The sequence below is a fragment of the Campylobacter concisus genome (genome assembly GCF_050447445.1).
Classification (GTDB): Bacteria; Campylobacterota; Campylobacteria; order Campylobacterales; family Campylobacteraceae; genus Campylobacter_A; species Campylobacter_A concisus_BI.
Genome location: NZ_JALMFW010000001.1, coordinates 1,791,785 through 1,813,111 on the forward strand (window position 1 = coordinate 1,791,785; position 21,327 = coordinate 1,813,111).

General features: G+C 38.4%; 17 protein-coding genes and 11 tRNA genes. 19 read left to right on the forward strand and 9 right to left on the reverse strand.

Translation table 11 applies throughout. The features are described from left to right. Positions 1-718: 718 nt before the first annotated feature. Together fliI and folE are read right to left on the reverse strand one after the other, a co-directional pair. The gene (fliI, locus tag MTT30_RS09295; RefSeq protein ID WP_429801830.1) at positions 719-2,011 is read right to left on the reverse strand and encodes a flagellar protein export ATPase FliI; all 1,293 of its coding nucleotides are present in this window, start codon (positions 2,009-2,011) and stop codon (positions 719-721) included. An 11-nt stretch (positions 2,012-2,022) separates the two neighbouring features. Continuing rightward, positions 2,023-2,595 (reverse strand): GTP cyclohydrolase I FolE, encoded by a 573-nt coding sequence (folE, locus tag MTT30_RS09300; protein WP_021090409.1) that lies wholly within the window; start codon positions 2,593-2,595, stop codon positions 2,023-2,025. A gap of 137 nt (positions 2,596-2,732) precedes the next feature. Between folE and tig the strand changes: the two genes are divergently transcribed. From tig to MTT30_RS09395, 19 genes are all read left to right on the forward strand, one after another. Next, positions 2,733-4,064, forward strand: coding sequence for a trigger factor (gene tig, locus MTT30_RS09305; protein WP_087577216.1), 1,332 nt, complete (start codon positions 2,733-2,735; stop codon positions 4,062-4,064). Then, positions 4,064-4,654 (forward strand): ATP-dependent Clp endopeptidase proteolytic subunit ClpP, encoded by a 591-nt coding sequence (clpP, locus tag MTT30_RS09310; protein ID WP_054196008.1) that lies wholly within the window; start codon positions 4,064-4,066, stop codon positions 4,652-4,654. The genes tig and clpP overlap by 1 nt, the downstream gene beginning before the upstream one ends. 8 nt (positions 4,655-4,662) lie before the next feature. Continuing rightward, the gene (locus tag MTT30_RS09315; RefSeq protein ID WP_085657935.1) at positions 4,663-5,685 is read left to right on the forward strand and encodes a GGDEF domain-containing protein; all 1,023 of its coding nucleotides are present in this window, start codon (positions 4,663-4,665) and stop codon (positions 5,683-5,685) included. Between the two features lie 14 nt (positions 5,686-5,699). After that, positions 5,700-6,218, forward strand: a complete 519-nt coding sequence (gene def, locus MTT30_RS09320; protein WP_429801757.1) for a peptide deformylase — start codon at positions 5,700-5,702, stop codon at positions 6,216-6,218. Continuing rightward, positions 6,215-7,720, forward strand: coding sequence for a YifB family Mg chelatase-like AAA ATPase (locus MTT30_RS09325; protein ID WP_429801758.1), 1,506 nt, complete (start codon positions 6,215-6,217; stop codon positions 7,718-7,720). Before def ends, MTT30_RS09325 begins: the two co-directional genes overlap by 4 nt. A gap of 1 nt (position 7,721) precedes the next feature. Continuing rightward, positions 7,722-9,125, forward strand: a complete 1,404-nt coding sequence (locus tag MTT30_RS09330; protein ID WP_429801759.1) for an NAD(P)H-hydrate dehydratase — start codon at positions 7,722-7,724, stop codon at positions 9,123-9,125. Further along, a complete protein-coding gene (gene purN, locus MTT30_RS09335) occupies positions 9,107-9,694 on the forward strand; it encodes a phosphoribosylglycinamide formyltransferase (protein WP_429801760.1) in 588 nt (195 codons plus the stop codon). Before MTT30_RS09330 ends, purN begins: the two co-directional genes overlap by 19 nt. After that, positions 9,687-10,409: a TerC family protein gene (locus MTT30_RS09340; RefSeq protein ID WP_429801761.1), complete on the forward strand. Its 723-nt coding sequence runs from the start codon at positions 9,687-9,689 to the stop codon at positions 10,407-10,409. Before purN ends, MTT30_RS09340 begins: the two co-directional genes overlap by 8 nt. Positions 10,410-10,834: 425 nt before the next feature. Then, positions 10,835-10,912, forward strand: a tRNA-Pro gene (locus tag MTT30_RS09345). 9 nt (positions 10,913-10,921) lie between these two features. Further along, positions 10,922-10,998 (forward strand) — tRNA-His (locus MTT30_RS09350). A 6-nt stretch (positions 10,999-11,004) separates the two neighbouring features. Continuing rightward, positions 11,005-11,081, forward strand: a tRNA-Arg gene (locus MTT30_RS09355). Positions 11,082-11,096: 15 nt separating this feature from the next. Then, positions 11,097-11,173, forward strand: a tRNA-Arg gene (locus tag MTT30_RS09360). Between the two features lie 15 nt (positions 11,174-11,188). Further along, positions 11,189-11,273 (forward strand) — tRNA-Leu (locus MTT30_RS09365). Positions 11,274-11,412: 139 nt separating this feature from the next. After that, a tRNA-Lys gene (locus MTT30_RS09370) sits at positions 11,413-11,488 on the forward strand. Between the two features lie 13 nt (positions 11,489-11,501). Further along, positions 11,502-11,577, forward strand: a tRNA-Glu gene (locus tag MTT30_RS09375). 18 nt (positions 11,578-11,595) lie between these two features. Further along, positions 11,596-11,671: transfer RNA gene (locus tag MTT30_RS09380), tRNA-Val, on the forward strand. A gap of 8 nt (positions 11,672-11,679) precedes the next feature. After that, positions 11,680-11,756, forward strand: a tRNA-Asp gene (locus MTT30_RS09385). A 121-nt stretch (positions 11,757-11,877) separates the two neighbouring features. Continuing rightward, a tRNA-Lys gene (locus MTT30_RS09390) sits at positions 11,878-11,953 on the forward strand. Between the two features lie 8 nt (positions 11,954-11,961). Then, positions 11,962-12,036 (forward strand) — tRNA-Glu (locus tag MTT30_RS09395). A 575-nt stretch (positions 12,037-12,611) separates the two neighbouring features. Here MTT30_RS09395 and MTT30_RS09400 read toward each other — a convergent pair. The 7 genes from MTT30_RS09400 to nuoI are packed head-to-tail and all read right to left on the reverse strand — an operon-like array spanning position 12,612 to position 21,326. Then, positions 12,612-14,987, reverse strand: a complete 2,376-nt coding sequence (locus MTT30_RS09400; protein ID WP_429801762.1) for a tetratricopeptide repeat protein — start codon at positions 14,985-14,987, stop codon at positions 12,612-12,614. Positions 14,988-15,009: 22 nt separating this feature from the next. Continuing rightward, positions 15,010-16,500, reverse strand: a complete 1,491-nt coding sequence (gene nuoN / locus MTT30_RS09405) for an NADH-quinone oxidoreductase subunit NuoN (RefSeq protein ID WP_429801763.1) — start codon at positions 16,498-16,500, stop codon at positions 15,010-15,012. Next, on the reverse strand, positions 16,497-18,008 hold the full coding sequence (locus MTT30_RS09410) for an NADH-quinone oxidoreductase subunit M (RefSeq protein ID WP_429801764.1): 1,512 nt from the start codon (positions 18,006-18,008) through the stop codon (positions 16,497-16,499). The genes nuoN and MTT30_RS09410 overlap by 4 nt, the downstream gene beginning before the upstream one ends. Continuing rightward, positions 18,008-19,846 (reverse strand): NADH-quinone oxidoreductase subunit L, encoded by a 1,839-nt coding sequence (nuoL, locus tag MTT30_RS09415; RefSeq protein WP_429801765.1) that lies wholly within the window; start codon positions 19,844-19,846, stop codon positions 18,008-18,010. The genes MTT30_RS09410 and nuoL overlap by 1 nt, the downstream gene beginning before the upstream one ends. A 3-nt stretch (positions 19,847-19,849) precedes the next feature. After that, positions 19,850-20,152, reverse strand: coding sequence for an NADH-quinone oxidoreductase subunit NuoK (nuoK, locus tag MTT30_RS09420; protein WP_084041822.1), 303 nt, complete (start codon positions 20,150-20,152; stop codon positions 19,850-19,852). Next, entirely contained in the window at positions 20,149-20,685 is a 537-nt protein-coding gene (locus MTT30_RS09425; protein ID WP_429801766.1) for an NADH-quinone oxidoreductase subunit J, read from the reverse strand. The genes nuoK and MTT30_RS09425 overlap by 4 nt, the downstream gene beginning before the upstream one ends. Positions 20,686-20,708: 23 nt before the next feature. Continuing rightward, the gene (nuoI, locus tag MTT30_RS09430; protein WP_429801767.1) at positions 20,709-21,326 is read right to left on the reverse strand and encodes an NADH-quinone oxidoreductase subunit NuoI; all 618 of its coding nucleotides are present in this window, start codon (positions 21,324-21,326) and stop codon (positions 20,709-20,711) included. Between the last annotated feature and the right edge of the window lies 1 nt (position 21,327).

Genomic DNA, 21,327 nt, shown 5'->3' on the forward strand with positions numbered 1-21,327 from the left:
CAAGAGCCTCTGACATTGGCGAGGAATCTGCTTTTATCTAGTTAGAATTCGCACGTTTGTTACCGCCAAAGCTAGGGAAAGTGTGGGCTAAAGTAAAGTTTTGATGAGAAAAAATAGGTCTTGGCTCTTAAGCTCTTCCAAATTTTACTATCTCATGTAGCATATGCTTTGCGTCACTTGGCAAAGTCTAAAGTGCTAGGGATTACTGATATAAACGTAAAATTTTGCTTTCATAGTTAAATTTACGCCATAATTGCCACCAAAATTTACAGCAAGCCAGATATCAGTATATAGCTACTTAGTATAAATTTAGCTTGCTCAATTGCCTTAAAATAGTAACATGGTCTTTATCAAACAAGTAGTTTTTGTCAAAAAATCCTAATTTTTTTGAATTTACCCACTTTGTGATCGCTGTTTGGAATGCGTATTGTGCTTAGAAAGAGTTTTTAATACTTTGTAGTTTTGTATAACACAAAAACTGTCCTCACGAAGTTTAAAATAAAAAGTCTCATAAATTTCAAATTCTCTTTCATGATGTTTGTGGCGGCGCTTTTTGAAATCAAAAAAAGATGAGAAAATAGAAATTTATAGGTCTTTGAGCGCAATTTTTATACCCGAAACAAAGAAGTAATGCGTGATCACTTTAACAATTAGTATAAAAAATTGATTATATTTTTAGTAGCCAAATTTTGTAAAAAGGCTTATAAATTTTAGAAATTTACTGATTGATCTTATTGAGCAGCTCTTCAACCTCTTCAAGGGGAAAGGCTTCTTCTGAGCTTTGTTTCAAGAAATTTTCCATAAATTCTTTTTTTGAGATCGCAAGATCAAGCTCCTTGTCGCTACCCTTTTGATAAGCACCGATACGAAGCAAGACTTCGTTTTCTTTTAAAAGCGAGTAAAGACGCTTAAATTTCATCGCATTTAGCTTATGCTCTTTGCTGATCACATCGCCCATGACACGCGAGGCCGAGTTTTGGATATTGATGGGTGGGTAAATTCCAAAGTCTGTTAGCTCCCGGCTTAGCACGATGTGGCCGTCTAGGATAGAGCGGCTTTGGTCAGCTATCGGATCGCTCATATCATCGCCCTCGACAAGCACGGTGAAAAAGGCTGTAATGCTACCCTTGCCTTCCTCTTTGCCAGCACGCTCCATTAGCTGAGGCAAGAGTGTGAGCGAACTTGGCGGATAGCCTTTTGAGGTCGGTGGCTCGCCAAGTGCAAGGCCGATCTCACGCTGTGCCATCGCAAAACGTGTCACGCTATCCATGATGAAAAGCACATCATTACCTTGCTGTTTGAAGTATTCAGCCACGCTCATCGCACAAAATGCGCCGTACTTTCGCATTAGTGAGCTGTCATCACTGGTCGCTACGATGATCACGGTGCCCTCCAGGTCGCCACCTAGGTTTTTTTCGATAAATTCAGGCACCTCGCGACCACGTTCGCCTATTAGCGCTACTACTTTTATGGGAGCAAGCGTGTTTTTTACGATCATGCCCATAAGGGTTGATTTACCCACGCCAGATCCTGCAAAAATTCCCAGCTTTTGCCCTTTACCACATGTAAGTAGCCCATCTATCGTCTTTATGCCGACGCTAAATGGCTCATTTATAAGCCCTCTCTTCATCGCATCTATCGGTGCTCTCATGATCGGCATATATTCAGTCGTTTCAATCACTCCTTTGCCGTCAATCGGCTTCATAAATGGATCGACCACGCGGCCTAGTAAATTTGGCCCCACAGGTATGCTCATGCCTTGATCACTCTCGTAGACAAAGTCGCCTATCCTAAAGCCCTCGACAAAGCCAAATGGACTGATATAAGCGCCATCTGTCTTTATCTGTGTGACCATGCCAAGGCCATTTTTACTCTTATCTTTTGCAACTATACGCACGATATCACCGATACTTGGACGAAGTCCAGTGATCTCGATAGTTGTAGCTGTGATTTTGGTTATGATGCCAAAGGTGTTTGAGAGTTTCACACCCTCTTTAAGCTTTAAATTTATATGCTCTAAGCTCAAAAATGCGTTTCCCTAGGAGAGTTTATAAGTGAGAAAAATTCTCGTCTTGTGTCTGCGTTTTTGATAAAGCAGCCTCTAAGTGCTGAGGTCGTCGTAGTTGAGTTTATCTTTTGCACACCCCTCATCTCAACGCACATATGCCTAGCCTCGACGACGACACCAACGCCTTTTGGAGCGATCACGTCCTCAAGTGCTTTTGCTATCTGCTCAGTCATCTGCTCTTGAATTTGTAAGCGTCTTGCGTAGATATTTACCATGCGTGGAATTTTACTAAGGCCAACGACCTTGCCATTTGGAATATATGCTACATGCACGCGGCCAATAATAGGCAACAAATGGTGCTCACAAAGGCTGTAAAATTCGATGTTTCGCATTAAAACCATCTCATTATTTGAGCTAGTAAAAAGTGCGTCACCAAGAACCTCTTTTGGATCTTCATCATATCCGCTAGTTAGAAATTTAAATGCTTTAAAGACACGCTCAGGCGTCTTTATAAGGCCTTCTCTATTTGGATCTTCGCCTATTATCGTTAGCATGTTTTTAACCGAATTTTCAAAACTCTCTTGCATAAATTTTCTCCATAATTTTATTGCTAGATTCTACGTTAAAACGCCTTTTATATCTATAAAAATTTACAAATTTACAATGAAATAAGGAAAATTCTGCTATATTTTGGGCTAAAAATTTGTATTCATAAAGGAATTAGATGGAAATCAAAACAAAAGCTCTAGATAGCGTAAATACCTTAGCAAGCACGACTATAAGTGCGGATGCTATAAAATCTAGCGTAGAAAAACTAGCAAAAAAAGCAGCAAAAACTATGAAAGTAGATGGCTTTAGACAAGGCCATGTGCCAGTTGCTATTGTGCTAAAACGCTACGAGAAAGAGCTAACAAATGATGCTGAGCAAGATGTCTTAAGAGATGTTGTTGATGAGGCTATAAAACAAGCAGGCAAGAAAAATGATGATCTTATCGGCGAGCCTATTGTTTCAAAATTTGACAGAAAAGATGGTAAGATCGATGTTGAGCTAACAGTTTCATTTAAGCCAAGTGTCGATGTGAGCGGCTATGAGAGCTTGATACCTGAGTTTTCAAACCCACGTGTTTTGAAAAAAGATATCGATGAGAAAAAAACTGAACTTTTAAAAATGATAGCTCCACTTGAAAAAGTAGAGAGCAAAAGAGGCCTAAAAGTTGGCGATTTTGCTAAATTTGACTTTGAGGGCTTTGTTGATGGCGTTGCATTTGATGGTGGCAAGGCTGAAAACTATGTGCTTGAGATCGGCTCAAATCAATTCATCCCAGGCTTTGAAGATGGCATGGTAGGCATAAAAGCTGGTGGCGAAAAAGATATCGAGGTTAAATTCCCAGAAAACTATGGCGCTGCACATTTAGCTGGCAAAGACGCTATCTTTAAAATAAAACTTCATGAAATTCAAGAGAGAAAAATTCCTGAAAAACTAGATGAAGAGATGTTAAAAACTCTACTTCCAAATGAAGAAAAACCAACTGAAGAGTTACTTGATGAGCGCATAAAAGAGCAAATCCGCCAAGAGAAAATTTATAAACTTATAAATGATGAGCTTAAGCCAAAATTTGCTGAAGCTGCGGTTGAGAAATTTAAATTTGACGTGCCAAAAAATATTGTCGAGCAAGAGATTGATATGCAGTTTAGAAACGCATGGAGCTCATTTACTCCAGATGATATGAAAAAATTTAGAGAGGACAAAGATGCTCTTTCTAAAAAACGTGATGAGTTTAGAAAAGACGCTGAAAATAGCGTTCGTTTAACTTTCATTATCGATGAGCTAGCTCGCGTAAGAGGCGTGAAAGTAAGCGATCAAGAGGTTGTTCAAGCGATCTATTTTGAGGCGTATAGAAGCGGTCAAGACCCAAAAGCACACCTTGAGATGTACCGCAACCAAGGCATGCTTCCAGCTATAAAGATGTCAATGATCGAAGAGAAGCTATTTGGTGAGCTCTTTAACAAAGAAAAAGACGAGAAAAAAGCAAGTAAAAAAGAGAAGGCCGAGTAATGAGCTATTACGTTCCTGTCGTAGTTGAAAGAACTAGTAGAGGTGAGCGAAGCTATGATATATACTCCCGTCTTTTAAAAGACAGGATCGTTATGCTAAGTGGTGAGATAGAGGACGGCATGGCCGCTTCTATCGTCGCTCAGCTTCTATTTTTAGAGGCTGAGGATCCAGATAAAGATATCTATCTATATATAAACTCACCAGGTGGCGTTATAACAAGTGGCTTTAGCATCTATGATACGATGAACTACATAAAGCCAGATGTTTGCACGATCTGTATCGGCCAAGCTGCTAGTATGGGTGCATTTTTGCTAAGCTGTGGCGCACCAGGTAAAAGATATGCGTTGCCAAATTCTCGCATCATGATACATCAACCACTTGGCGGCGCTAGAGGACAAGCGACTGATATCGAGATACAAGCTCGTGAAATTTTACGTATGAAAGAGATTTTAAACGGAATTTTGGCCAAAAATACAGGTCAAAAGCTAAGTAAGATCGTAAAAGATACTGAACGTGACTTTTTTATGAGTTCGGCCGAAGCCAAAGAGTACGGACTTGTTGATAAAATTTTGGAGAAAAGTTTTAAATAAGGCCCAAAGTGATAAAGATAGATAATGCACCAGACCCTAAGAAAAAAGCGGTTGAGGTAAAACATATTCTAGAAAAAGAAAAGGTAGATATCTACAAATTTTCAGAAAATGTTTTGCATGAATTAAGCGACGATAATGTTCCATCTACGCCAAATAATTACTCTATTTATTTTGAGAAAATGCTTGATGGGCAGCCTGATGAATTTAGAAAAGAGATCGGTGATATGATAGTCATAAATTCCGAGATCTCAGTGCCATCAGGCAGCAATATCTCTATTGAAAAAGAGATAAAGCAAGGATTTATCCAAATAAAAAGCATGCTTCAAGCCGTGGTGCTAATCTATAAAAATTTAGGCATTATGAGAGGCCTAGTGCAAAAGCGCATGGATGCACTCAAAAATAATACAAATATCCTAGCTCTTCAAAATGTTTTAAGCGCATTTAATCATGACCTAATAAAATTAAACAGCCTTATGGATAAGCATCTTGATGTCATTAAAGTAAGCTATGACGAAGTAGCTAAGATGCTTAAATCTATTGAAGAGCAGTCGATTTATGATACGACATATGACGTCTATAATAAAAAATTTCTAGTAGCCACAGTACAAAGTGAAGTAGAAGCTGTTAAGAGATATGGCTATAACGCATCGTTTTTACTAGTAAGAGCAAAAGATAGATTTACAAATCGTGTTAAAAATTTAAAAGAGCGAAACAATATGTATAAAGCTATATCACAGCTTCTTTTAAGAACTTCTAGAAGAAGCGATATAGTAGCTCATTACGGTGATGGCTGTTTTGCTATGGTTATGAAATATACTGATGAAAATGGCACAAAACAAGCCGGTAGCAGAATTTTAAATATGCTTTCATCTATACCTTGGAAGATAGATGGTGAAGAGTGCAAGCTTGATATCCAAGTGGTTTCAAGCATGATAACAAAAACAAGAAGCGCTGAAGAATTAATCTCTTACTCGTTAGATCAACTAATACTAACACAAGATGATGAGCAGCCTATATTTTTGGGTGAATAAGTAGGAGTTTGGGCTTGATCTTAGAGGTTTTATCTTATCCAAATAAAAAGCTTTACGAAGTCTCAAAAGAGGTTAAAATTTTTGATGAGGAACTTCACAAACTACTTGATGATATGTATGATACGATGATTGCAAAAGAAGGCATCGGCCTTGCAGCTATTCAGATAGGTGTCGCAAAAAGAATTTTTATTATAAATCTAGCCAATGATGAGGGCGTGCAAGATAAAGAAAATTTAATCGAGATCATAAATCCAAAGTTTGAACTACGTGAAGGAGAATGCGTATATCAAGAGGGTTGCCTTAGTGTGCCTGGATATTATGAAGATGTAAAAAGAAATGAGGTTGTGGCGATCAAATATCAAGATCGCTTTGGCAAAGAGCAAAGCTTAAAGGCTGATGGGCTTTTGGCTATCGCTATCCAGCATGAAAACGATCATTTAGATGGACATCTTTTTATAGAAAAAATCGGCTTTAACAAACGCAAAAAATTTGACAAGGAATACAAAAAGCAGAAAAAAGAAAAAATATCATGAAGTCCCTAAGATGTGCTACTTACGGCGATGGGCTAAAGATAATTGACGTTGAGTCTATCTTCTCTCGTGGGCTTCCTGGTTTTAGCATCGTTGGGCTTGCAAGCACAAGTATAAAAGAGAGTACAGAGCGTGTAAAAGCAGCGCTTCTGGCACTTGATTTTTCCTTCCCAGCACAAAAGATAACCATAAATTTATCCCCTTCAGATCTGCCAAAAAGCGGCTCACATTTTGACCTGGCTATCGCTCTTCTTATAGCTCTTCAAAAGGCAAAAAGCTTAGAGAAAATTTTTGTATTTGGCGAGCTTGGACTTGATGGAAGTGTAAAAAGCACGGCAAATTTATTCTCAATCCTTCTTTTTTTAAGCACGCAGGTAAAAAACGCAAAAGTCTTAGTGTCAAAAGAGATAGCACAAAAAGCTTCAATGATCCCAAATTTAGAGATTTATGCGGTTAGTACTCTAGAAGAGGCGATTAGGTTTTTTAACGACGCAGAATTTGCGAAAAGCATACGTTTTAACGCTACTCATGAACTATTTTCAAATGTGATAGAAATTTCTGGTAAAAGATATGTTCCAAATTTAAACTTCGAGCTTGATTTTAGGGATGTTTTGGGTCAGGATCGCGCAAAAAGAGCCTGCGTTATTGCGGCCGTTGGTATGCACAATATTTTATTTGAAGGCAGCCCAGGAAGCGGCAAAAGTATGTGCGCAAAACGCCTAGTTTATATCATGGCACCACAAAGCTTAGAAGAGGTGCTAAAGTCTGCCGCTTACCGCTCTTTAAATCTTCAAGATAGTGAATTTACAAGCACTAGAGCTTTTCGCTCACCACATCATACCTCGACAAAAAGTTCAATATTTGGTGGTGGCTCAAATGTCGCAAAGATCGGTGAAATCGCACTTGCAAATGGCGGAGTACTTTTTTTTGACGAGTTTCCTCACTTTTCAAAGCAGGTGATAGAAAGCCTAAGAGAGCCACTAGAGGACAATCAAATCCATATCGCAAGAGTGAATTCAAAAGTGACTTATGAGACTAAATTTATCTTCGTAGCCGCTCAAAATCCTTGCCCTTGTGGAAATTTATTCTCTCGCAATCTAAATTGCAAATGCAGCGAAAATGAGATAAAAAACTACAAATCAAGAATTTCAGCCCCAGTGCTTGACCGCATCGATCTAAAAGTCGCGATGGATGAGAGCTCACCAAATGACAAAGCAGGTTTGAGTTCACAGCAGATGAGTCAAATGGTCCTAAAAGCCTTTATCTTTCAAAAAAAGCGCGATCAAGATGAGCTAAATGGCAAACTAAATGACGCACAAGTAGAAAAATTTTGTCTATTAGATAATGAAGCAAGAGAAATTTTACAAAAGGCGGCCTCGAGGTACAATCTTTCTCAAAGAGGCATAAAAAGAACACTTAGAGTGGCTAGAAGCATCGCTGATCTTGATGAGAGCGAGCAAATTTTAAAGCCCCACATCCTAGAGGCGCTTAGTTTTAAGGCATAGAATGAAAAATTTATATTTAGACACGAGAGTTTTAGACGAGCGAGCAGGCGAGAAATTTGACCTTAGCGAAGAGCTTTTAATGGAAGATGCAGCCGCAGGCATAGCAAATTTCATACGTAAGAAATTTAAAAAAGGCGAGAGAGTGCTTGGCATTTGCGGTGGCGGAAACAACGGCGCTGACGTGCTTTGCACTTTAAGGATGCTAGAGGGCGAGTATGAGTGTGAATTTATCCTAGCTAGTAAAAATTTAAAGCCACTTGCCGCCAAACAGCTTGAAAGAGCTAAATTTGCTGGCGTGCGAGAAAGCAAAGACGCAGAAAATAGCTTAAATAGTGCAAAGTGCGTCATAGACGGGCTTTTTGGCTCAGGGCTAAATAGAGCTTTAGATCAAAATTTAAGTGCTCTCATCTCAAAAATAAACGCTAGCCCCGCTTACATCATCGCTTGCGACCTGCCAAGCGGGCTAAATAGCGATGGCAAGGTGCTTGGCGCTTGTGTAAAAGCAGACGCGACGATCACGATGGGAGCTAGAAAGCTAGGGCTTTATAGTGACGTGGCAAAGGACTACGTGGGCAAGATAAGGGTTGCCACACTTGGCATAAGCGCTCAAAACTACGAGTGCGAGAGCGACTATCATCTGCTTGAAAAATGCGACCTTGTGCTTCCAAATAGAAAAAATCAGTGCGTAAATAAGGGCGACTTTGGCCACGCATTTATCATATCTGGCGAGCACATAGGAGCTAGTAAACTTTGTGCAAAGGCAGCATTTGCCTTTGGGACTGGGCTAGTTAATGTGATAAGTAATGAGAGTCTAAATTTGCCAACGCATATCATGCAAGCTAGCAAGATAAGCGAGAAAATGAACGCTGGAGCCGTTGGTATGGGGCTTGGCAAAAAGGGCGTAGAAGAGCTTAAGGTGCAAATTTTAAAAGACAAAAAGCTAGTGCTTGACGCTGATGTTTTTTACAGCCCAAAAGTGCTTGATCTACTAAATGAAAACTGTGTCTTAACGCCCCATCCAAAGGAGTTTTGTTCACTTTTAAATCTTTGTAATATAGCAGATATCGACGTAAAAACATTACAAGAAAATAGATTTGCCTATGCTAAGTCTTGGAGCGAGAAATTTAAGGCAGTACTTGTTCTAAAAGGCGCAAATACAATAATTGCTAAAGATGGAGAAATTTATATCATGCCTTATGGTAAAAATACGCTTGCAAAAGGTGGTAGCGGTGACGTGCTAAGCGGACTCGTACTTGCCCTTTTAGCTCAAGGCTACGAGCCTCTAGATGCTGCCATCTCGGCTACACTAGCTCATGCGCTTAGCCTTAGAAATTTTGGCAAAAACAGCTACGCGCTCGAGCCAACAGACATTATAAAAGGAGTAAAATGCTTACGAAAAAAATAGCCGTACTTTTTAGCGGTAGTGGCTCAAATTTAGAAGCGATACTTAAAAAAGTTCATAATCAAATTTTTAATGGCGTAAAAATTGAAGTTTGCCTTTGTATCTGCAACAAGCCAGGCGCATACGGTATCGAGCGCGCTAAGAAATTTGGGCTTGATACGACGATAATAGAGAGTGCCAAATTTGCAAACAGAGAAGAATTTGACGTAGCAGTTGTGGAGCAAATTTTAAAAAGTGGCGCTGAACTAACGGTGCTTGCTGGATTTATGAGGATATTAACTCCTGTTTTTACATCAAAGATAAAAGCCATAAATTTACATCCTTCTATACTGCCACTTTTTAAAGGCGCTCATGCGATAAAAGAGAGCTTTGAGAGCGATATGATGATAGGTGGTGTCAGCGTGCACTACGTGAGCGAGGAGCTTGATGGGGGTAAACTCATCGCACAAAGAGCGTTTGAAAGAGAAGATGGTATGAACTTAGAGGATTGGGAGAGCAAAATCCATGCGATAGAGCATGAAATTTTGCCTGATAGCATAATAAAAATTTTAACAAAGGAAGCAAATGTTTGAATGGTTTAGTTCGCCAGAAGCGTGGATATCACTACTTACGTTAACTGGCTTAGAGATAGTTTTAGGCATAGATAATATTATATTTATCGCTATTTTGGTAGGCAAACTGCCTCCAGAGCAACGCGGCAGTGGTAGGATTGTCGGCCTAGGGCTAGCTATGGTGACTAGAATTTTACTTTTACTTTCATTGTTTTGGATCATGAAGCTAACAAAGCCACTCTTTACTATCGCAGAATTTAGCATAAGCGGCCGAGATTTGGTGCTTATACTAGGCGGTCTATTTTTACTTGTAAAATCAACACTTGAAATACATTCTAGTGTTTCGGGTGAAGGCGAAGAGTATAAAAACAGTAAAAAATCACATGCAAATTTCTTGGTTATTGTAAGCGAGATAGCTGTTTTGGATATTGTTTTTTCTCTTGATAGTGTTATCACGGCTGTTGGAATGGCTGAGCATATAGAGATAATGATCATAGCTGTTATTTTAGCAGTTGGTGTAATGATGATAGCATCAAAAAGTATTTCTAATTTTGTAGATAATAACCCGACTATAAAAATTTTAGCACTTGCATTTTTGGTGCTTGTGGGTATGACACTAGTTGCTGAAGGATTAGGTTTTCATATTCCAAAGGGATATATCTATTTTGCGATGGCATTTTCATTGGCAGTAGAAAGTATAAATATCTATGCAAAAAAGAAAGCAATAGCTAAATAATATTTTTACGACGATGAAAAACTAATGATATGATGGATAAAATGTTAATCAAAAAATTCTAGTCCGAAAAGATAAATATGTTGAAATTTAAAGGTAAAATTTTGATAAGCATAAAATGCATAATAGATAATAGACCGATGTTTGTTTCGTTGTAATATCAGTGTAAAATATTCTTATCAAGCTACTAAAAATCCATGAAATAAAGGTTAAATTTGTAGTAGATAGCAAAATATAGAAGCATAGAAAGCTAGCTCGTTTAAAAGATTATGTATTTAGTAAAGTGCTAATTAATATTTTTGATCGAATTATTTTTTATATATAATTTCTATTAATTTAAGTGTTTTTTAATTGACTTTATAAAAAAAACAAGTTAAAATACGACTTTTTAATGAGGTAGTGGCATAAACTTACAAACACGACTCAGGCGGGGTGTAGCGCAGTCTGGTTAGCGCATCTGGTTTGGGACCAGAGGGCCGAAGGTTCGAATCCTTTCACCCCGACCATGTTAAATGGTGAGTGTAGCTCAGTCGGTTAGAGCATCAGATTGTGGTCCTGAGGGTCGTGGGTTCGATTCCCATCACTCACCCCATTTTGGGCGCTCGTAGCTCAATTGGATAGAGCGACAGACTTCGGATCTGTAGGTTATGGGTTCGACTCCTATCGGGCGCGCCACTTAAAATACTTTATGCGCTCATAGCTCAGCTGGATAGAGCAACGGCCTTCTAAGCCGTAGGCCTCAGGTTCGAATCCTGATGGGCGTACCACTTTATTATTGTTGTGCGGATGTGGTGAAATTGGCAGACACGCCAGACTTAGGATCTGGTGCCCCACGGCGTGAAGGTTCAAGTCCTTTCATCCGCACCATTCTTTTTATAGTTTTAGATAATCTTATGTTGTTAAAAATTAAAGTTAATCTTTATTATAGAAAGTATTAGGTACTTTTTCTTGTTTCTTGACATGTAATAATGTTTTTTGTATAATCTCAATTCTTTTTTAAACAAATGTCTTGCTAGCTCAGTCGGTAGAGCATCTCACTTTTAATGAGGGGGCCGTTGGTTCGAATCCAACGCAGGACACCATTTTTGGGTTTATGACCCTTTCGTCTAGTGGCTCAGGACTCTACTTTCTCTGTGTAGAAACAGAGGTTCAAATCCTCTAAGGGTCGCCAGATATTTTTAAATTTTTAGGTCGCTTAGCTCAGTTGGTAGAGCGCCACCCTTACAAGGTGGATGTCATAAGTTCGAGTCTTATAGCGACCACCATTTTAGGTGCAGCGGTAGTTCAGTTGGTTAGAATGCCGCCCTGTCACGGCGGAGGTCGCGGGTTCGAGCCCCGTCCGCTGCGCCATCTATTAAACCTTAGGTTAAGGTAATGTCTCATAAAGCACCCATTATTGAGTGTCAAATTAAATTTTAAGATTATAAGTTCTAAGATAACACTTTAAGATTTATTATTACTATTTAATCTTGCCTCGTTAGCTCAGTTGGTAGAGCATATCACTCTTAATGATAGGGTCGTAGGTTCGAGGCCTACACGGGGCACCATCCATTTTGGCCCATTCGTCTAGCGGTTAGGACACCAGCCTCTCACGTTGGTAACACGAGTTCGAGTCTCGTATGGGTCACCATTTTTCTAATCTTTGTTACTTTTCAATTTGTTACATAGAAAATTTATTAAGAATGTATACTTATTTGCTTAGCAAATTGCTACTAAAAACGTAAAAACCATTTTTTATAATGTTGTTTAATTAGTGTGTAGTAAGTGATAAATTTTAGAAGCTAATTTACAATAAGCTAAAAATTTCTATAAATACAATAAAACACATCATATAAATATAATTACAAGCGTTACAAGTTGTTTTTTGCTTTGATCTATTGGGTAAAACTCATTAAGTATTTTTAATTTTTAAGCTTATAAATCGTAAAACAGCCTACATTTAGTATTGTTGATTTAATAAAATGGCCAATTCTCTTTATTTATGAGAAAGATGCTTAAAATTTAAACATACCAGCCATGCTCGTGCGTTAAAAATACATTAAGGCTTACGATAAAATATAGCTCTTTTTATAATATAAAGAGCATTTGATGGCAATATAAAAAATTAAATACGTAATTGAAGAAAGCTTAACTTAAATAGCAAAAATAAAGCCTACTAATTTTAAACTTAAACATAAAACTAGCAAGCAAGCTATTTCTTTATGTTTAGTTTTTGCCTATCATATCAAGCTTGGCTTTGCAAGCATCTTTATACGGGCTTATAAAATTTGAGTCAGAGCACTCATTTAAATAAGTCCTAGCCAACTTAAACTGCTTTTGCCTTATATAAATTTCGCTTATCAAATTTAAAGCGTGTAAGCGGTCTTCTGGCTCAAGCTTCATATTTAGTATAAATTTCGCCTCGTCAAGTGCCTCACCTAGGTTATCTGTCTTTAGTGAAGCTTCTGAATAGTTAAAATTTATCTTTGGTGAAAATGTATTTATCTTGGCTTTTGTTTGTAGCTCAAGAGCTTTTTTAGCATACGTTGTAGCTATGGCGTAATCATTACTTTTCATCGCATAGTCGCTTATAGCTGTATATGCTTCGATAATCTTAAAGTCTTGACCCCTTAGCTGCTCGATAGCACTAATAGTTGAGATCGCCTCCGTAAAGCGTTTTAATGCAAGCAATGAGTAAAACCTGTCAAAAAGAGATGGTGTTGGATCTGAGTATTCGACTGATGAGCCAAGTGAAAGTGCGTCATTTGCGGCAATGATCGCATGCTCGTAGTCTTTGTTTTTATATAAAATTTTGCTCAAATTTACCAGCCACTCGACCCTATCTTCTAAATTTTCATCTTTTGCATGAGCTTTTGCGAGCTCAAGTGCATCGTTGTAGCGGGCCGTTCTGTAATAGCAGTTAAAGAGTTTAAATTGTGGTAATGAGATTTTATTTATATCGTAGTTTTCAAGTAAATTTATAACAGCCGTGCAATCATCTTTTATAAAATACTCTTTTGTAAGCTCTAGCGCAGCCTCATTTATCAGCTTCATTGCCTTACTTAAATTTCCATCTTTTGCCATGGTTTTGTAAGATAGTGCATCGGAGAATTTACGCTCTTTAATATCCAGCTCAAGCTCGCTTATTAGAGCCTTTTGGCTAATATTTGTCCCAGCATATTTTTCAATTAGCTCTTTATATCTAGCATGAAGTGCAGTAGCATTTTTATCCTTTTCTTCAAAAAATAAACCATCTTTTGCTTTGGTCACCTCATCGATATAATCACCATATTTAAACTCTGTCTCATATCTATTTAAGTATTCGTATGCTTTTTTCTCATCTTTTGTTTTGGCTAGATTTAGTGCTAAATTTTTTAAAGCAACTTCATAAAAATCTTTCGTCCTATCGCTATTATTTATCAAAATTTCATAAATTTTAGCAGCCACATCAGGCATATCTTTACTTGCAAATGTAGTTGCAAGATTCATCGACTTTGTTGGGTTATTCATAAAAAATTTTTCATTCGCATTTGCGATTTTTAGTATAAATTTCTTTGCTTCATCAAATTTTTCTTTATCGATATTTGCATCAGCTAGGCTTAGTGCTGCCCTACTTGCAAGGTCGATGTCGTTTGTAGAGTAAAGCACTTTTTCATAGTCTTTTAGCGCCTCCTTTTGTCTGCCTATCTTGTAGAGATAATCAGCATAATCAAGCACTGCAAGTTTTGTAAATTTTGAGTTTGCGTGCTCTTCGTTTAAGATATCAAGCATATATTTTGCATCACTTGCGATGCTGTCTTTTAGATAGGCTCTCGCGATCAGATAAAGCACTTCTGGATAGTTCTCGTCAGATGGAAATTTTCTGATCCAGGCTCTGCCTTCGCTTACAATATCTTTTGGCTCGATCTCTTCAAACTCATTTTTTGTCTCAAAAATTTTATCAAGAGCCCTTAGACGAAATAGTAAAAATTCACTTGAAAAAAGACTATTTGGATGCCTTTTTATCGCTGTTTGAGTATCTTTTACTATATTTTCATAAGAGCCCTTTTCATAAGCTCGTTTTATACTTATGTAGATATCAATGTCATTACTATCAAGTCCAGCAATAGGAGCTTTGTTGAGATCAAGCGCTCCGATACTAGGATTTAGCATATCTTTAAAATCAGGTTTAAAATTTAGCCCAGACTTTCTCTTGCTATTTTCACTGAGTGAAGTGTCTATGATTATGCTAAAGTGTTTTGAAATGGTTGTTTTTGGGCTATCTTGTACGTTTTGGCTACTATAAAGCTCAGTTTTTATATTTAGCAGTTTTGACGGTGCTTTTGGCATTATGACGATAAAAAGCTTGCCATCTTGCTTTTTATATTTTATATCCATTAATGGCAGTGTCGTATCTTCAATTTTTGGCAAAATTTCATCATCAAGCATGCAGACATAGCGTTTGGTATCGTAAGCTAAAATTTGCTCCACGCATTCAAATTCTTGCTCATCGCTTAGCTGAAGAACGCTATAAGGTTTATCGCTATTTGCGCCGCTGTTTAGACTAAGGCTAAAAGCAGTTAGATAAAGCGGAAAAAATAAAATGATTAAGAGCTTTTTCATGCCGCCATTATAGTTAAATTTTCTAAAATCCTGAAGCAAAGACAAAATGCCCAATAAATTCTAAAATCGCCCCAGAAAACAAAAAGGCAAAGACCGTTCCGGCCACTGCGATGCCAACTATTACCTTTAGTGCCATTGAGACGTTTGCGGTGTAGAGGTTTTTATCCTGCACGATAGGCTCTTTTAAAAACATAAAGACGATGAGCTTTAGGTAGTAGTAGATAGCAATGGCGGAGTTTACCATGATAATTACGCTAAGTACGACGTAGTCAGCCTTTATGAGCGAGGCTATAAGTACCATTTTGCCCCAAAATACGCTAAAAGGCGGAATGCCAGCAAGGGCTATCATAAAAATTCCCATTATCACGGCGTAACTTGGCAAAATTTTAATAAGCCCTGAAAATTTCTCAAATGGATGCTTAAAACGCTTATCCCAGCAGACGACATCGTCGCACCTTGCCACCCAGAGCATAGAAAATGCACCCAAATTTGCAAACAAAAACATGATCCAGTAGAAAAACAAGGCGACATTTGCCTCGTGAGAATTTGCCACAAGCGCGCAAAGCACGACACCAGCGTGAGCTATCGAGCTAAAGGCCAGCATCCTTTTGACGTCTTTTTGCACTAGCGCCATGATATTTGCAAGGCTCATCGTAAGCACGGCGATGATGTAGAGCAGGTCTTTTATCCACGAAATTTGCGAGGCTTCAAGCATGGCAAAGACGCGAAGTGCGACGATAAATGCCGCTACCTTTGGCACGATCGACATATAGCCTGCTAGCGGAGCATTTGAGCCCTCATAAACGTCTGGTATCCATGTGTGAAATGGTATGAGTGAGAGCTTAAAACCAATGGCTGAGGCAATAAAAACGCAGGCGAGCAGGATGATTAAATTTTGATTTAGGCTAAGATTTTTTATGACAACGCCGATACGAGCGATGTCTATTGAGTTTGTTGCTAGATAAAACATCGCTATCGCCATCGCAAAAAAACCAGCCGAGAGTGAGCCCATCGCAAAGTACTTTATCGCGGCCTCGACACTTTTTGCCTTGTTGTGAAGGGCAATAAGCGTGTAGAGGCAAAGCGAGCTGATCTCAAGGCCCAAAAATATGATGAGCAGATTGCTTGAGCTCACCATAAACAAAAATCCAGCGATCATAAACAAAAATAGCGCGTAATACTCGTAAATTTTATACTCAAAATACTCTTTTGTGCTAAGTGCGAGTGGTATGAAAAGGGCTGAGGCGATGAGGATGATCACTTGCGAGATGATAGAAATTCCATCTACTAAAAGCATATCCCAAAAGCTAAGACTAAGACCATTAAAATCTAATATAAGACCCAAATTTACAAATATAGCGATGATGCAAAAAATACAGTAGAAATTTCTTGAGAGATCTTTTTTTATAGTTCCAACAATTAATATAAAAAATGCAAAAACTAGCATGCTAAGCATCGGAGCGATCGATGATAGCGATATCTCTTTTAGATCTAAAAGGGCTATTTCATTCATAGTTTGCTCCTCTCATTTAGGGATAAAATTTTATCCTTTGTGCCGCTATCTATCGCCCGACTTTGCATTTTGTTTATGATATTTTGCACGCTTGGCTCAAGTGGCTTTAGGATCAAATTTGGTGCGATACCAAGGGCGATGATAAGCAAACAAAGTGTTACAAGAGTGGCTAACTCTTTAAAATTTAGATCTTTTAGGCTTAAATTTTTCTCTTTGCACTCGCCAAAAAAGACCCTTTTATAAAGTACCAGCATATAAACAGCGCCCACGATGATACTAAGGCCACCAAGTAGCGCAAAGAGCTTATTTAGCTTAAAGACGCCAAGCAGGCTCAAAAACTCGCCCACAAAGCCGATCGTTAGTGGTAGGCCAATGCTAGCAAGCGTTGCTATAAAAAATATCAGAGCATACTTTGGCATGACCTTGGCAAGGCCACCAAATTCGCAAATTTCTTTTGTGTGAACCCTCTCATAGATGACGCCAACTAGTAAAAATAGTGCGCCGCTTATGATACCGTGGCTTATCATCAAAAATATAGAGCCACCAAGACCTATCAAATTTAGCGAAAAGATGCCAAGTATGATGACGCCCATGTGCGAGACCGAGCTATAAGCGATCACTTGCTTCATGTCGCTTTGAGCGTAGGCAACGAGGGCTGCATAGATGATCATGATGATGGCTATGACACAAATAGCACCGCTTAAAAGCAGGCTCGCATCTGGAAAAAGTGGTAGTGAAAATCTCACAAAACCATATGTTCCCATCTTTAAAAGCACGCTAGCAAGCAGCACTGAGCCGATGGTCGGAGCCTGCCCGTGTGCATAAGGCAGCCACGTGTGAAATGGAAATAGTGGAGTTTTCACACCAAAGGCGAAGAAAAATGCTAAAAATAGCCAAATTTGAGCGCTTTGCCCGATACCAAGCTTGTACCAGTCAAGCAAGCTAAAGCTAAAGACACCGCTTTTTTGATAGCACAAATAGCCGATAAAGATGATCGCTACTAGCATAAAGACAGAGCCTAAAAATGTATAGATGAAAAATTTAATCGCCGCGTAAATTCTATTTTTACTACCAAATGCGCCGATGATGTAAAGTAGCGGTATGAGGCTAAGCTCCCAAAAGCTGTAAAACAAGATCATATCAAGTGCGCTAAAGACGCCCATCATCGTGCTCTCTAAAAAGAGCACGCTAATAATTAGATGCTTTAAATTTCCATCATCGCTAAGGGCTGCGATAGAGATGAAGCTCATAAATGCGCTAAGGACTATAAGCACAAGTGAGATGGTATCGATGCCGACAAAATAGCTGATATTTAGGCTTGGTATGAGCGAGACTTGATGCGTTAAAACAAAGTCATAACCCTGAAAATCGACATTGACGCAGATAAAAATGGCTAGCAAAAGCTCTATGAGAGCGATGCTTGCTCCATAAAATTTGATGCTTTTATTTTCTATTAAAAAGCCAAGTATTGCGCTTATTGCTGGGAAAAATATGATGACACTTAGCATTATTTGGCTCCGTTTAATAAAAATATAAAGCTTAAAAGCAAGGCAAATCCTGCAACCATAAATCTAAGCATGATGCTTAAGTCGCCACTTTGCATTTTGTTTGCTAAAAATGCAAATTTATTTAGCGCTGTTGCGACTAGATCGACACTACGATCGATTATCATCTCGTCAAATTTCTTACAAATTTGTGAAATTAACGTATAGCCATTTATGAAAAATTTCTCGTAAAATTTTGGGATAAAGTAGGCATTTTGCAAAATTTTATAAATTCTGCTCTCACAAACACTCTCTTTAAAAATTTCTCTTTTATAGGCAAATACTGCAAAGCCAGCGCTTGCTAGCACTAAGCTAAGTGTTAAAACAAGTAAAAAAATTTCGCTACCGTGAGATAAATTTAGTGAGAAATCTTTTAAACTTTTTTCTAAAAACTCACTAAAGTTGCTCCAAAAAAAGCCACTTATGACTGAGAGAATTCCAAGTACGCCCATGCCGGCTAGCATGTAGTTTTTAGCTTCATGCACGTGTTTCTCGCTCTTTGACTTTGTAAAAAAGACGAGCATAACAAGCCTAAAGCTATAAAATGCCGTAAGTACGGCACCAAAGAGTAAAATAATCCATAAAAATTTATTCTCACTAAAAGCAACCTCTAAAATTTTATCTTTAGAGAAAAAGCCAGCAAATGGATAAAAGCCAGCCAGCGCACAGCTTGCGATGATAGAAAGGAGCGCAGTTGGCTTCATAAATTTATAAAGTCCGCCCATTTTTTTGATATTTAGCTCATCATTCATCGCGTGCATGACATTGCCAGCACATAAAAAGAGAAGTGACTTAAAAAATGCGTGCGTGACAAGGTGAAAAAGTGCGATCTTATAAGCGCCAAGGCCAGCAGCTACGAACATATAACCAAGTTGCGAAAGCGTCGAGTAGGCGACTATTTTTTTAAGGTCATTATGCACTAGCGCGATGTTAGCCGCAAATATCGCTACAAATGTGCCAAGGTAAGCGATAAAGTGCGATACTTCAGGCACGTTTATAAAGATAAAATTTGCGCGTATCACTAGATAAACGCCAGCTGTTACCATGGTCGCTGCGTGAATGAGTGCTGAGACTGGAGTTGGCCCCTCCATGGCATTTGCAAGCCATGTGTGAAATGGAAACTGAGCGCTTTTACCCATAGCGCCTATAAAAAGAAGTGTGGCGATGATGCCTAACTTTAGCCCAGAAAAGTCGCTTCTAGCGTTAAAAACCTCGCTAAATTTAAGTGAGCCAAAGCTATAAAATATATAAAAGATACCAACAAGCATGGCTAGATCAGCCACTCTGTTCATCACAAAGGCTTCATTTGCAGCGACGTTTGCACTAGGCCTTTTATACCAAAAGCCAATGAGTAGCCAAGAGCAAAGCCCAACGCCCTCCCAGCCGATGAAAAGGCCTATAAAGTTATCGCTTGAGACAAGGACGTTCATGCAAAAGACAAAGAGCCCCAAGTAGCTAAAAAAGCGGTTAAAGCTTGCATCATCTCTCATGTAGCCAACCGAGTAGATATGCACGATACTTGCTACGATACCAACGGTGCTAAGCATAACAAGGCTAATGGCGTCAAGATAGAAGCCAAAATTTAAATCCAGACCGCCAAAATTTATAAATTCTTTTAGTGATAAATTTAATGGTTCATCTATGCCAAGGCTAGCTGTTAGCATGAGCGAGGCGGTTGTACTAATTATCATTAAAAGTGAGCAAAAGATACCAAGTAAAAAATTTTTACTATTATGTGAAAAGAGTCCAGAAACGATAAAGCTAAGAAGCGGGAAAAATAGTGAAATGCAAAATAAAGTCATCTCTTAGCCTTTCATATTTGTCATCGAATCTAGACTAATGCTACCAGTCTTTTTATACCAAAGCACGAGCAGGCCAAGCCCCACGGCGACTTCGCTAGCAGCGATGGCAACTATAAAAAATGCAACTATTTGTCCAGTTAGATCAAAGTGGTATTTTGAGATAGCCGCGAGTGCGATATTTGCCGAGTTTAGTAAAATTTCACTTGAGAAAAATAGCATGATCAAATTTCTTCTTCGCATTATGCCAACTAGCCCTATGACAAAGACCAGACTTGCAAGGATGAGGTAGTGAGTAAGCCCTATCATAGCATCTCCTCTAGCGTATTTTGAGTATTTAGGTCTTTATGTATCAAGATAATGCCAGCAACCATTGCCACAAGAAGCATTACAGCACACATCTCAAAAGCGATTAAATACTTGCTAAAAAGCAAAATTCCGATAGCCTCGATATTGCCAAGCTCGCTAGCAATGGGACTTAATCCATCAAATTTTGCACCATAAATAGGAGCTAAAAATATAAATATCAAAAGAAGCGCTATAAAGCTACTTAAAAGATAGATGGTGATCTTTGCTTTTTTGCTACTTTTTGGCTCACACTCTTTACTGCTATCAAAAAACATCATCGCAAATGCATATAAAACTACCACAGCGCCTGTATAGACTATTATCTGCACTACGCCTAGAAATTCCGCTCCAAGTAAGAAAAATATAGCCGAGATAAAGACCATGCCAGCAGCTAGTGCAGAGACTGCATTTAGTGCGTTTTTACAAAATACGCTAAAAGAAAAACTAACTAAAACCAAGGCGCTAAAAATATAAAATGCAAAGCTCTCATACATCTTTTGCCTTTTTGAAATTTATACTACTCATCACTTTTTGTCTCATTTTCATTTTTGCTTATAAATGCATTTGGCGTCTTTTTGATTAAGCTATCAGCATTTTTAGGAAGTGCGCCATAGCCTTCAAACTCGCTTTGATCTTTTAAAAATTTATCCTTTGTCAAAAACTCATCTTTTGTGCCAAATATAATCCTGCTCTCGCTTGCGACTTCGTACTCTTGTCCGCAAACTATCGCAAGCTCAGGACAAACATCAGCGCAAAATCCACAATACACGCATCTACTTAAATTTATTGAGTAGCTTGCGACCTTTTTGCGGCCATCTTCGCCAAGTGAAGTCTTCATCGAAATGCAGTTGCTAACGCAAATTTTCTCACATAACCCGCACCCAATGCAACGTTCATTTTCACTTTCAACAAATTTCAAAAGCTTATGAATGCCCCTATATCTAGCGTTTAGCTCCATCTTTTGCATAGGGTATTTTAAAGTATGTGACTTGCTAAAGAGCATCTGCTTTATCGTAACTTTTAGTCCGATCAAAAGATCAGGCTTAAATGTGATAGCGATGAAGTGTTTAAATTTATCAAATACACTCTTTGGCTTTAACTTTTCATCTATTAAAATATATTTTTTCTCGCTCATT

What these genes read in the sequence shown, in the direction of transcription:
- folE (WP_021090409.1), bottom strand. Translation starts at nt 2,595, where the DNA reads ATGCAAGAGAGTTTTGAAAATTCGGTTAAAAACATGCTAACGATAATA.
- tig (WP_087577216.1), top strand. Translation starts at nt 2,733, where the DNA reads ATGGAAATCAAAACAAAAGCTCTAGATAGCGTAAATACCTTAGCAAGC.
- clpP (WP_054196008.1), top strand. Translation starts at nt 4,064, where the DNA reads ATGAGCTATTACGTTCCTGTCGTAGTTGAAAGAACTAGTAGAGGTGAG.
- MTT30_RS09325 (WP_429801758.1), top strand. Translation starts at nt 6,215, where the DNA reads ATGAAGTCCCTAAGATGTGCTACTTACGGCGATGGGCTAAAGATAATT.
- MTT30_RS09330 (WP_429801759.1), top strand. Translation starts at nt 7,722, where the DNA reads ATGAAAAATTTATATTTAGACACGAGAGTTTTAGACGAGCGAGCAGGC.
- purN (WP_429801760.1), top strand. Translation starts at nt 9,107, where the DNA reads ATGCTTACGAAAAAAATAGCCGTACTTTTTAGCGGTAGTGGCTCAAAT.
- MTT30_RS09340 (WP_429801761.1), top strand. Translation starts at nt 9,687, where the DNA reads ATGTTTGAATGGTTTAGTTCGCCAGAAGCGTGGATATCACTACTTACG.
- MTT30_RS09400 (WP_429801762.1), bottom strand. Translation starts at nt 14,987, where the DNA reads ATGAAAAAGCTCTTAATCATTTTATTTTTTCCGCTTTATCTAACTGCT.
- nuoN (WP_429801763.1), bottom strand. Translation starts at nt 16,500, where the DNA reads ATGAATGAAATAGCCCTTTTAGATCTAAAAGAGATATCGCTATCATCG.
- MTT30_RS09410 (WP_429801764.1), bottom strand. Translation starts at nt 18,008, where the DNA reads ATGCTAAGTGTCATCATATTTTTCCCAGCAATAAGCGCAATACTTGGC.
- nuoL (WP_429801765.1), bottom strand. Translation starts at nt 19,846, where the DNA reads ATGACTTTATTTTGCATTTCACTATTTTTCCCGCTTCTTAGCTTTATC.
- nuoK (WP_084041822.1), bottom strand. Translation starts at nt 20,152, where the DNA reads ATGATAGGGCTTACTCACTACCTCATCCTTGCAAGTCTGGTCTTTGTC.
- MTT30_RS09425 (WP_429801766.1), bottom strand. Translation starts at nt 20,685, where the DNA reads ATGTATGAGAGCTTTGCATTTTATATTTTTAGCGCCTTGGTTTTAGTT.
- nuoI (WP_429801767.1), bottom strand. Translation starts at nt 21,326, where the DNA reads ATGAGCGAGAAAAAATATATTTTAATAGATGAAAAGTTAAAGCCAAAG.